The sequence below is a fragment of the Coleofasciculus sp. E2-BRE-01 genome (assembly GCF_040221695.1).
Classification (GTDB): Bacteria; Cyanobacteriota; Cyanobacteriia; order Cyanobacteriales; family Coleofasciculaceae; genus Coleofasciculus.
In genome coordinates this window covers 1-11,846 of record NZ_JAVKEA010000025.1, presented here as the reverse complement: position 1 = coordinate 11,846, position 11,846 = coordinate 1, and the positions used below count along the sequence as shown (strand labels likewise).

Annotated in this window: 8 protein-coding genes and 1 pseudogene; 7 read left to right on the top strand and 2 right to left on the bottom strand. The window is 46.3% G+C overall.

The annotated features are described in order from the left end of the window. Positions 1 to 134 precede the first annotated feature (134 nt). Positions 135 to 1,172: a three-Cys-motif partner protein TcmP gene (locus tag RIG66_RS03115; protein WP_446375114.1), complete on the bottom strand. Its 1,038-nt coding sequence runs from the start codon at positions 1,170 to 1,172 to the stop codon at positions 135 to 137. 99 nt (positions 1,173 to 1,271) lie between these two features. Continuing rightward, complete coding sequence (locus RIG66_RS03110) at positions 1,272 to 2,234, bottom strand: ABC transporter ATP-binding protein (protein WP_446375112.1); 963 nt, start codon at positions 2,232 to 2,234, stop codon at positions 1,272 to 1,274. A gap of 69 nt (positions 2,235 to 2,303) precedes the next feature. Between RIG66_RS03110 and RIG66_RS03105 the strand changes: the two genes are divergently transcribed. The 7 genes and pseudogenes from RIG66_RS03105 to RIG66_RS03075 form a co-directional block, all read left to right on the top strand. Then, entirely contained in the window at positions 2,304 to 3,875 is a 1,572-nt protein-coding gene (locus tag RIG66_RS03105; protein WP_446375110.1) for a lipid-A-disaccharide synthase, read from the top strand. Positions 3,876 to 4,011: 136 nt separating this feature from the next. Continuing rightward, positions 4,012 to 4,560 (top strand): Npun_F5560 family protein, encoded by a 549-nt coding sequence (locus tag RIG66_RS03100; RefSeq protein ID WP_446375108.1) that lies wholly within the window; start codon positions 4,012 to 4,014, stop codon positions 4,558 to 4,560. A gap of 525 nt (positions 4,561 to 5,085) precedes the next feature. Next, positions 5,086 to 6,258, top strand: a complete 1,173-nt coding sequence (locus RIG66_RS03095; RefSeq protein WP_446375106.1) for a baeRF3 domain-containing protein — start codon at positions 5,086 to 5,088, stop codon at positions 6,256 to 6,258. A gap of 189 nt (positions 6,259 to 6,447) precedes the next feature. Further along, complete coding sequence (mraY, locus tag RIG66_RS03090; protein WP_446375116.1) at positions 6,448 to 7,569, top strand: phospho-N-acetylmuramoyl-pentapeptide-transferase; 1,122 nt, start codon at positions 6,448 to 6,450, stop codon at positions 7,567 to 7,569. Positions 7,570 to 8,216: 647 nt separating this feature from the next. Beyond that, complete coding sequence (gene dnaK, locus RIG66_RS03085) at positions 8,217 to 10,139, top strand: molecular chaperone DnaK (RefSeq protein ID WP_446375104.1); 1,923 nt, start codon at positions 8,217 to 8,219, stop codon at positions 10,137 to 10,139. Between the two features lie 235 nt (positions 10,140 to 10,374). Beyond that, positions 10,375 to 10,803, top strand: coding sequence for an EVE domain-containing protein (locus RIG66_RS03080; RefSeq protein ID WP_446375102.1), 429 nt, complete (start codon positions 10,375 to 10,377; stop codon positions 10,801 to 10,803). A gap of 144 nt (positions 10,804 to 10,947) precedes the next feature. Next, a pseudogene (locus tag RIG66_RS03075) lies at positions 10,948 to 11,706 on the top strand (Eco57I restriction-modification methylase domain-containing protein); the annotation flags it as partial. Between the last annotated feature and the right edge of the window lie 140 nt (positions 11,707 to 11,846).

Below are 11,846 nucleotides of genomic sequence, written 5' to 3'. Positions count from 1 at the left end.
GTCTCACAGATTTTTCCCCAAGAGTATTAAGAAAATCTTAAATATACATGGGTACGAATTGAGAAGGATAATTGGCTCAAACGCTTACATAGTCACGGTTTAGGCTTCTATCCTCAATCGGGATGGGGGGAACTTCAGTTTAGAAGAGCATCTTTGTAATTTTTCTTGATGTACCGTTTACCAATATGATGTCTTTGATAAACCTCTATCATCGTCATTGTTTGACCGGCAAACTCATCTAATAACATATCTGTGAGTTCATCCAGTGGACGTGAAAGTTCAAAAAGTAAAGGTTGGAATTTTGTTGCCGGATTATACTCAAAAGATGGAACACCTTGTTCTGTTGTCGAACTTTCCTTTGCCATAATCTCTTTCATAATCTCATAACCTCTTACATGCTTACTGACAAAAATTAGATGATGGCTAGTACGGTTGCCATTTTCATGTCGAAAACAGAAAGGAAGCACATACTCTCCACCCATTTCTTTTAACGCTTCACAAATTTCTTCGACAATAGCGATTTCTTTCTTGGCTGGCTTTAGTAGCTGCAATTTTTCTCGAAGTTCTGACGCACGTTCTTCGCCAAATAGAGCATTTATATGATTTTTTACGGCATCGTTACCTAATCCCATATTAATCCGGTTGTAGTTAAAGAAAAATATACAGTCACAGCCCCAATTCTTAACCACAGAATTAATAAGTTGTAATGACAATCCTTTATATCCCCATGGATCGACAAAAAATAGAGTGGGAACCAATTTAACTTGTTCAAACCTCTGAACTATCTCTTCACCAATTTCATGGTTTATAACAATGGGTTTATTTTTTAGTTTATTGATATTGTGAATTGACTGAATGTTGTTCTGGAGTGACTGTGTATTATTTGCATCAGCATCATTAAAAAGCGTTATCAAGCGTTCTCTAAAATCTGGTTCTCGAATAGCAGTTTCCAGTACACGCAACGGTGTCGATTCGGAACCATCTTGATATCGACCAGGACCGGCAAACAAGTCAATATAAGCAAGTTTCAGCTTCTTTGACTTTTGCTTTTGTTCTTTTTGTTTCAAAAATCCAATGATAACTTTTGCCCATGCCCAAAAGTATTTCTCAACTATTCTGGCTTTAACGAGTGATTGTTGCTTTTGTTCATCAAAAAAAGACGAGTTGTTCATAGTAATATCTTAAATTGGATAATTCCAAAAACTATGTAACACTATTTTTTTGCCTAGTGGCTATTTTCCGAAACTCCGAATAAGACAGATAACTGGCTATCAAGTTTGACCCATCTTGGCGGCTTTTTGAATCGTCTCTAGGGTTAATACACCAATTACCTTTCCTTCATCCATGACAGGCAATCTCTGAGTTCCTGTCTGTAAGAGGAGGGATAAAGCTTGACGCAAATTCTCGTGAGGCGCGATCGCACGATTATCCTGATACTGATAATCTGGAGAAACTGGCTGCATTGCCGTCTCCACGCCCTGTAAACTTAACTGACGCAACATATCATCGGCACCCATTAACTCCCGGACAAAATCATTAGCCGGGTGCGTCAAAATATTTAACGGCGTATCAAATTGGACAATTTCACCCTTTTGCAAAATCATAATCTTGTCCCCCAGACGCAGCGCTTCCTCCACATCATGGGAGACAAAAAGAATCGTTTTATGCAGTTGACGCTGAATTCGTAAGATTTCGTCTTGCAAAGATTGGCGGGTAATCGCGTCAATGGCACCAAAAGGTTCATCCATTAGCATTAACTTCGGATCACCAGCCAACGCCCGCGCCACGCCAACACGCTGCTGCTGTCCACCGGATAACTGTGCCGGGTAACGATTCCGGTAAACTTGAGGGGGGAGTTCGACCAGCGTCAATAACTCATCAACGCGAGACTGGTATTTTGAGCGTGACCATCCCAGAAGCTTGGGAACAACGGCAATATTTTCTGCCACCGTCTGATGCGGAAATAAGCCCGACTGTTGAATCACGTAGCCAATTTGCTGACGCAGCGTCGTGACTTTCATTTTGCGGATGTTAACCCCATCCAGATAAATCGCACCGGATGTGGGTTCATACAATCGATTGACCATCTTGAGAACTGTGGTTTTACCACATCCCGATGGACCTAAAATGACGACCAGTTGACCCGCTTCAATGTCGCAGGTTACACCATTTACCGCAGGTTGGGGTGTCCCGGGAAATTGGAGATGAACTTGATCAAAACGAATAGCACTCACTGATTTGGTTGATTTTTGCTAAGGTTGGCTAATTTTATAGTGAAGTTTAAAGTTTAGATTTTGGATGGGATGCCAGCTACTGATATTTTAATTCTCTCCAATGGTCCGGGTGAAGTTACCACCTGGGTACGTCCTGTGGTCAAAGCCTTGCGCCAGCAGCTAGGATGCGATCGCGCTGTCTTCCGAATCTCGGTGATTCTGTCTCCTTGTCCCAATGCTACAGGCAAAGAAGCCCAGATTGTTCAATCCTACCCCGAAGTAGACCGAGTGCAAGGGGCAGAGCATTTCTTTCCCTTTTTGCTCTGGGGGAAAACTGCCGAAAATTGGGACTGGCGCGATCGCGGCGTGGTGGTATTCTTAGGCGGCGATCAGTTTTTTCCTGTCGTTATTGGTTCTCGCTTAAAATATCGTACTGTTGTTTATGCCGAATGGGATGCCCGTTGGCATCGCTGGATTGATCGGTTCGGGGTGATGAAACCCGATATTATTGCCAAAGCCCCGACAAAATATCGCTACAAGTTAACGGTAGTGGGAGATTTAATGGCAGATGTGGCAAGAGGGAGTAAGGGAGCAGGGGAGCAGGGGGAGCTGGGGAAGCAGGGGGAGCTGGGGAAGCAGGGGGAGCTGGGGAAGCAGGGGGAGCTGGGGAAGCAGAGGGAGTTAACTCAAAACCCTGTCCTCGAAGGCAGTGAAGGGTCAACACTTAACACTTCCCCAATTGAATGGATTGGTTTACTTCCAGGGTCAAAACCTGCCAAATTGATTCAGGGAGTACCATTAGGGTTAGCTATTGCTGAACACATTCACAAAGTTAGACCTCAAACCCGTTTTTTGATTCCTGTTGCACCAACCTTAGATTTACCCACGCTAGCCCGTTTTGCTGATCCCCAAGAAAATCCCCTGATTCAGAAATTAGTATGGGGGGCGGCGGAATTGGTGAGGGGAGATAGGGAAGATGAGGGCGGGTTTAGCAATATCCGGGTGACAGAAAACGATAGTAGTGAAACTCGTCCCTACAGTCAAAACCAGGTTCCCTTGAGCGAAGTCTCTACATTATTCAGGGCGGGTTTTGAACCCAAGTTATCATCACTCACGAAACAAAATTCCCTAAACCCGCCCCTACACTCAAGACTCCAAATGGCGAGTGGTGTAACGGTAGAACTTATAACCGAATTTCCCGCCCATGAGATATTATCCCAATGCTGTCTGTGCTTAACCACAGTGGGAGCGAATACGGCGGAATTAGGTTCCCTCGGTGTACCGATGATTGTGTTATTACCGACTCAGCAACTGGATGCGATGCGGGCTTGGGATGGATTACCCGGATTGTTAGCGCGGTTACCCGGAGTAGGAACAAGTTTTGCCAAACTGATTAATTGGCTGATTCTGCAACAAAAACGCCTATTTGCGTGGCCCAATATTTGGGCAAAAGCGGAAATTGTGCCAGAAGTCGTGGGTCAACTGAAACCTCAGGATGTGGCACAATTGGTACTTGAGTATTTAGAGCATCCCCAAAAACTAGAAGACATGCGATCGCGCCTGCGGGCAGTCCGGGGTGAATCAGGTGCCGCCCAAAAGTTAGCGCAATTGGTGCAAGAGCAACTCACTCATTCCCAACCACCAATGATAAATGACAAATGACTATTTTGGAGTTAACGTGTCAAGCATAACCCTAGTAGTGATATCATCCTCCTACAGGGTAATCACATCACCGAGCGACGTTGCCCATCGTCTTCTGCTATTGGGAGTCCCTATTGTATTGGAGCTGTAAGCTATCGTGAACGCGACTGAAACCCCAACCCTACCAGCGCTGCAAACTGAAGTGTCTCGCCTTCGGGAAGAGTTACATCTGAGAGATCAGCTCGTGCAGCAACTCTCTCAAGAGCTATTTCGCTTGGTTAAAGGCAATGCGAGCTTTAAACCGCCAGCCGAGGTTTCTGAGCGTCATCAAGCCCAAATGCGAGTCTTGCGAGAACAGTTGCAAGATGTGGAGCAGCAAGTCAGATTTTACCAAGAGCAGATTACGACTCGCGATCAAGAAATTTATCAGTTGCGCCAGTCTGTGCAAGAATTAACGGATCGGTCGCGCATGTTAGAGCAGGTGGTTCAGGAGCTACCCCAAATTTATCGCCAGAAGTTTGCTGAACGCATGGCACCAGTGAGAGATAAGGTGAGCCGCTTACAACGAGAAAATCGCCAACTTCATGCGGAGTTACAAAGTGTCAGCTATCGACTCGCTGTCAGGAATCGCAATATCACTCATGTTGACCTACCCAGTTTTGGTCGTCCGACGAATAGCCCAATTCCTACGTTTGGTAGCGTTTAGAGTGTCAGTTCAATAACTACAGTTAACGGTAAAAATAAGTGATCTGGGCGGTTGTAGATGGGTTAATTATGACACTTGTGCGATAGCGACGTTAGCCAGGTAGGGGTACGACATGTCGTACCCCTACTTTATGCAGGGTATGCTCCCCCGACTCTGGCTATCTACTATTATTATGAGCCGCAAATCGTTATCAATACAGGATTTCCTATCGTAAGGCAGATGTATGGAACATACTATCTTCGTTGAAATAAAGGCAGGCAAGCTTAGGCTTTTAGGCTAAACGGCAACCCAACCTAAACAAGTCGTCAGAGATTTAGCCTCTAACCATTAGGGTTATAGCACTACGCACTCTAGTTAGGACATAAAAGAAAAATTCAAATCGCTCAATCCCTTGATGAGTAAGCGTTTTTCTTCACTATTGCCTATTGCCTATTGCCCATTGTCTGGCGCGTAGCGCTAGAGCTGGCTATCTTGCCTGTTCGTTTGATTTTTTTCAATTGAAGAGAAGTATAGGAGTTCAATTTTATGCCATTACTATCGAGAGACGAATTCAAAACCTTGGTTAAACAGCCAGAAGGATTGTGTGTTTCTATATTTATGCCTACCCATACGGCAGGTCCAGAAATCCAACAAGACCCCATTCGCTTCAAGAATCTCCGGGGGAAAGCCGAAGCCCAGTTGGTTGAAAAGGGTATGCGTCCAGCCGATGCCCAAGAACTGCTCAACAGCGCTCAAGAGTTGGAACGCGATGAGTTTTGGCGTCATCAGAATCATGGACTTGCCCTGTTCATTTCTCCCAATTTCTTTCGCTATTACCGTCTACCCCTGGATTTTGACGAGTTAGTCGTGGTTAGTGACCAATTTCACCTCAAGCCACTAATGCCACTGCTGACGGGTGATGGGTGTTTCTATATCTTGGCACTGAGTCAAAAGAAGGTACGACTCTTAGTGGGAACACGCGATCGCATTCGGGAAATCCAGCCTGAGAATGTTGACAATCTGCCCGAAAGCCTGATGAGTGTACTGCAGTATGAGGATACGGAAAATCAGACTCAATTCATGTCCTCTGAAACCTATTCCCCTGGTGGATTACCGGGTTCAGATCCGGGAACTATGCATGGACGAGGTGTGGATGAAGATCAAGAAAATCAGATCATCCGTTTTTTAAGCCAAGTGAATCAAGGGATGCAAGAGTTTCTACCAGATGAGACTGTACCGCTAGTGCTAGCAGGTGTAGAGTATCTCCTGCCGATTTATAAACGAGTGAATTCCTACCCCCATCTTCTAGACGAAGGCATTACAGGTAATCCCGAACTTTCCAAGCCAGAGGATCTCCATACCAAAGCCTGGGCAATCGTGCAGCCTAAGTTTCAACAGGCAGAGAAAGACGCAATTGACCGCTTCAGAGAATTTTCTGGAAATAATCAGGAACAAGCCTCTGATGCCCTGAAAGAAGTAGTGCAGGCGGCTTATAATCAACGCATTGATTCGTTGTTTGTCGCCTTAGACCATCAGCAGTGGGGTAGCTTTGACCCACAGAGCAACACGGTGCAGCTACATGAGCAACACCAGGCTGGTGACCAAGATTTATTGGATTTAGCAGCCGTTTATACGGTTTTGAATGGTGGAACAGTTTTTGCTGTAGAATCCGAGCGAGTACCCGCTCAATCACCGATCGCGGCAGTTTTCCGCTATTAAGTTGCTCCTTTAGTTAGCCATAGTGATGAATCATCCGGCAACAATAAGTAAATTTGCTTGAAGGATTGATTGCAAGTACCCTATTGATGTTACGATTCCCATCAGTGCCGTGGGTCACACGGGAATCGTCAAGACGCCATGCGTCTGATTGTGTGTGAGGAAGTTCGATAAAGGGATAGTTTGTCCGTGATAGACGCAAAATTAACTTCTGGGCGGTCGTTTAATTTAACGGGTTCCAGCCTCTTGACGTTACTAGCCGTTGGTTTGAGTCTGGGATCATTGATTCTAGATGGGTTGGGGGAACGCTCCCTGTTCGCCGGAGTCTCCCTGACGTTACCTCTGTTGATTTGTGCCGTGCTGACAGCGGCGCTGGGATATGGGGTTGTCCCGTTTCTGCAAACGTTGAAAATGGGGCAGATTGTCCGGGAAGATGGACCCCAAACTCATTTACAAAAAGCTGGAACCCCAACCATGGGTGGGGTATTTTTTGTACCTGTGGCGGTAATGGTTGCTCTAGTTTGGTCGGGATTGGCACTGGCAGGGCAAGAGTTTGTTAATGTCCTCGTTGTATCCGTTGTGACCCTAGCTTATGGGATGATTGGCTGGTTGGATGATTGGCAAATTATCCGCCGCCGTTCTAATAAAGGTATTTCCCCCCGCCTGAAATTGGCACTACAGATCAGCGTGGGGTTGGTATTTTGTATTTGGCTGGCGGCAAGTCAACCGATTAGTATTACTGCGATCGCACTCCCGTTTGGGATCGTTTTACCCTTAGGATTATTGTTCTGGCCCCTGGCGCTGTTTGTTCTGGCGGCGGAAAGTAATGCCACGAATCTTACAGATGGGGTCGATGGATTGGCTGGGGGAACCTGTGCGATCGCGCTTTTGGCACTGGCGGCGATCGTTGCCCCAAGTTCACCGGGTTTAATGGTGTTCTGTGCTTGTCTCAGTGGCAGTTGTCTGGGGTTTGTCGTGCATAATCGCCACCCTGCGGCTGTGTTTATGGGAGATACGGGTTCCCTGGCTTTAGGTGGCGCTCTCGCGGCGGTAGGATTATTGAGTCAGAACCTCTGGTGTTTATTTGTTCTCAGTGGCATTTTCTGTTGGGAATCGATCTCGGTGATTGCCCAAGTTGCTTATTACAAAGCCACAAAAGATGAGGCTGGAGTCGGTAAACGGCTGTTTAAAATGTCACCATTTCATAACCATTTAGAATTAAGCGGTTGGTCAGAAACCCAAATTGTCGGTGCGTTTTATTTGACAGGTGGGCTGTTAGCGTTGGTGTGTTTAGGATTTCAGTCCGGTTTTTGAGCGATCGTTCAGTCAATCTGTAACCAGGCTTTTAATCAGGGCGGGTTTTGTTGTTCAGTTATTTCAGCAATAGCTGAGTGTAGTTCCTAAACCCGCCCCTACAATGAAACTCTCTTTTTTCAAAGCGTGGAGAAGTCAATTAGAAGCTCCCTAGGAGACAAAAATCATGGGATTGCTTCTAAAATAACCTTATATAATAACCCGATATATTAGTCAAAATCAAGTATTTAAACACTGAGTCCTGGGTTGTACTTAAGACCAAGGTTTGCCAGCCTAGAAAGGGCACAGATGCCTTAACCGAGTAACAGACGGCAAACACAACTGATTCGTTACGGTTCGCCCCAATCCTTTACCCCATAGAGTTTCCTACATTAGACACAGCGAAAGAAATCAGCACGAAGTTAACGGTTGATGATTGGTAATTGGGATAGCGACTGGAACGAGCAATCACCAGATCGAACCGTCCCATCTCAGGTTCGGGAACCCCCCCTTCATGAGACAGGCTAACCGCGTTCAGTATAGAGATTGGTAGCCGAACCAATGATATTGAAGCTCACATTGGCTGCTGATTGAACTAGATTTTGGTTCAACAGTCACGCTCCCCGACTTCACCAGTATTTGTAGTTAAGCGAACTTGGAACACTCTTATGGCAAAAGTAGTTGGAATTGATTTAGGTACAACAAACTCCTGCGTAGCCGTCATGGAAGGGGGTAAACCCACCGTGATTGCTAACGCGGAAGGCGGACGTACAACCCCTTCAGTTGTGGCGTATGCCAAAAATGGCGATCGCCTCGTGGGTCAAATCGCCAAACGTCAGGCGGTGATGAACCCGGAAAATACGTTCTACTCCGTCAAACGCTTCATTGGGCGTAGACATGGCGAAGTCACCAATGAAGCTACCGAAGTCTCTTATAAAGTCCTCAAAGTTGGCGATAACGTTAAACTGGATTGTCCCTCTCAAGGCAAACAGTTTGCACCCGAAGAGATTGCGGCTCAAGTGCTACGGAAGCTCGTTGATGACGCCAGTAAGTACCTGGGCGAAACGGTGACTCAAGCCGTGATTACGGTTCCGGCGTACTTCAATGACTCCCAGCGTCAAGCCACAAAAGACGCAGGTAAGATTGCTGGCGTTGAAGTGTTGCGGATTATTAACGAACCTACAGCGGCTTCTCTGGCGTATGGCTTAGACAAGAAGAGCAACGAAACAATTTTAGTCTTTGACCTTGGTGGTGGAACCTTTGACGTATCCATCCTAGAAGTCGGTGATGGTGTCTTTGAAGTATTATCAACCTCTGGTGACACTCACCTCGGTGGTGACGACTTCGATAAGAAAATTGTCGATTACCTCGCCGCTGAATTCCAGAAATCCGAAGGGATTGACTTACGCAAAGACAAGCAAGCCCTGCAACGTTTAACGGAAGCAGCGGAGAAAGCCAAGATTGAACTCTCCAGCGTTACCCAAGCCGAAATTAACCTACCCTTCATCACCGCTACCCAGGAAGGTCCCAAGCACCTGGATATGACCTTGACTCGGGCGAAGTTTGAAGAACTCTGTGCGGACTTAATTGATCGGAGTCGCATCCCAGTTGAGAATGCGGTACGTGATGCCAAAATTGATAAAAGTGCGATTGATGAGATTGTCTTAGTCGGTGGTTCCACCCGGATTCCGGCGGTAAAAGAGGTGGTTAAGCGGGTATTGGGTAAAGATCCCAACCAAACCGTGAACCCCGATGAAGTGGTTGCAATTGGTGCAGCGATTCAAGCGGGTGTCTTAGCGGGTGAAGTGAAAGACATTCTGCTCCTTGATGTTACCCCTCTATCCTTGGGTGTAGAAACCTTGGGCGGTGTAATGACTAAGATTATTCCCCGCAACACCACCATCCCTACCAAGAAGTCAGAAACCTTCTCCACGGCTGTGGATGGTCAAACCAACGTCGAAATCCACGTTCTCCAAGGTGAACGGGAAATGTCCGGCGACAACAAGAGTCTGGGTACATTCCGTCTCGATGGGATTCCCCCAGCACCACGCGGCGTTCCCCAAATTGAAGTCACTTTTGATATTGATGCCAATGGTATCCTGAACGTTACTGCGAAGGATAAAGGTACGGGTAAAGAGCAATCGATTAGCATTACAGGGGCATCTACCCTACCCAGTGAAGACGTTGATCGCATGGTTCAGGAAGCCGAAGCCAACGCAGCGACGGACAAAGAGCGGCGTGAGAAAATCGATCGCAAGAACCAAGCCGATTCTCTGACGTATCAAGCTGAGAAGCAGCTTAATGAATTGGGTGATAAAGTCCCAGCGGAAGACAAGACGAAGGTTGAAGGCTTGATTAAGGATCTGCGAGAGGCGGTTTCTCAGGAAGATGATGAGAAGATTAAGACGCTGACCACAGAATTGCAACAAGCCCTCTACAGCATCAGTGCTAACTTGTATCAACAAGCGGGTGGTCCTGAACCCGGCGCTGCTCCCGGTGGTGCAGGTGGTCCTGAACCCGGTGCTGCTCCCGGTGGTGAATCCGGTGGTGGTGATGATGTCATCGACGCTGAATTCTCGGAAACGAAATAGTCGGTTAGGATTAGAGGTTAGCCAGAGGCTAGCCTCTATTTTTAAGTATCATCAGCGACGCCAGTTGTTCAGAAGGCGTCGCTTTATTTTTGAGGACTTATAGCATCTCGGCTGTTTACCGTTCCAGTTCCCGGAGGGTTAGGGAGGGGTAAAATCAAGGTATTGCAGAGTTTTGAGCTTAGGTTAGGCTTGATCAGGATGGGTTAGACGGGTATTTTTTGGAGAAGGAGAAGGAATGGCGTACTGGCTTTTTCAAGGCAATCCCAAGTATTACCGGATTATTGATGCGATTCGCGATTTTGAGCAAATGCCGTGGTTAGTGACTCGCTACGCTAAGGATATGGCGGCGGGTGATGGGGTGTTGGTTTGGAAAGCCGGACAGGATGCGGGGATTTATGCGATCGCGGAAATTATTGAACCGCCTAAACTGTTGGATAAAGTCCCGGATATTGGCTATTGGATTGATAAGTCTCGTTTGGGAAGCAAGCCGCAAGCGCGTATTCGGTTTACGACTAAACTGTTAGAGAAGCCCCTATTGCGGGACTGTTTAAAGCAAGATGCGGTGTTGAAGAGTCTGGGGGTGATTCGTGTACCGAATGGGACGAATTATAAGGTGACGAATGAAGAATGGCAGCGGGTTCATCAGTTGAAGGGTTTGTTGTAGATCCCCCCTAGCCCCTATCTCCTATCCCCCCTAACCCCCCTTTGAAAGGGGGGAACCGGATTCAAAGTCTTTTTTTAATTAAGAAAGATTTGAGGGGTTTTTAGGGGGATATCACCGTTTAGTTGGAAACAAGAGATAATCATCATGCGCCAACCAGAATTCCAGCAGTCTATTCTCGATATCCTTTCGTCGCTGCAAGGGTTAAATCCACTCAAGGAGTTATTTTGGTCTGAACTGAATTATGATCGCGAAAATCAATCCCTTTCGCGGCGGGGATGGAGTGATCCGGTTTCCCAACTCTTAGCAGAAGATCCGCTATTATTAGCGTCTGCGAATAGTGAGTTTCATATTATTTATGGGCGGTTGCAGTCGCAGCGCTTGTTGGCAAGTGATGAGCGTCCGGTGGTTAATCAGTTATTGAATAATCATCCTTATGCTTTATTTATCTTTTCTAATTATACTCAAGATCAGTGGCATTTTCTTAACGTTAAATACGATGAAAGACAGGATAAGCGCCAGATTTTTCGCCGGATTACCGTTAGTCCAGGGGAACAGTTACGAACGGCGACGGAACGCCTCAACTTATTAGATTTAGCGGGGATTTCTGGGTTAGACCCCTTGACAATTCAGCAGCGTCATGATCAGGCGTTTGATGTTGAGAAGGTAACGCAAAAATTCTTTGAGACATATCGGCGGGTATTTGAACAGGTGGAAGGGTTACTTGAGCCGATGATGGCGGATGGGGAACAGCGGCGGATGTTTACTCAAAAGCTGTTTAATCGGTTGATGTTTATTGCCTTTATTCAGAAAAAGGGGTGGCTGACGTTTCAGGGGAAAAGGAACTATTTAGAGGCGTTGTGGCAGGATTATCAAGATAAGCATACATCAGATAGCAATTTTTATGGGTCTTCCGGACTTAGTGTGCTAAACTATTAACGTAGTGTCCCTAAAATCCAGGCTAGGAATTGTGAAAAGAGAAATAACAAAACTCCTTAACTTACCAGGAGTCATAGTTGAAAAAATCCAAGAGGCAGAAGGAACAT

Coding starts and splice junctions, on each gene's coding strand:
- RIG66_RS03115 (WP_446375114.1), bottom strand. CDS start 1,172: ATGAACAACTCGTCTTTTTTTGATGAACAAAAGCAACAATCACTCGTT.
- RIG66_RS03105 (WP_446375110.1), top strand. CDS start 2,304: ATGCCAGCTACTGATATTTTAATTCTCTCCAATGGTCCGGGTGAAGTT.
- RIG66_RS03095 (WP_446375106.1), top strand. CDS start 5,086: ATGCCATTACTATCGAGAGACGAATTCAAAACCTTGGTTAAACAGCCA.
- dnaK (WP_446375104.1), top strand. CDS start 8,217: ATGGCAAAAGTAGTTGGAATTGATTTAGGTACAACAAACTCCTGCGTA.
- RIG66_RS03080 (WP_446375102.1), top strand. CDS start 10,375: ATGGCGTACTGGCTTTTTCAAGGCAATCCCAAGTATTACCGGATTATT.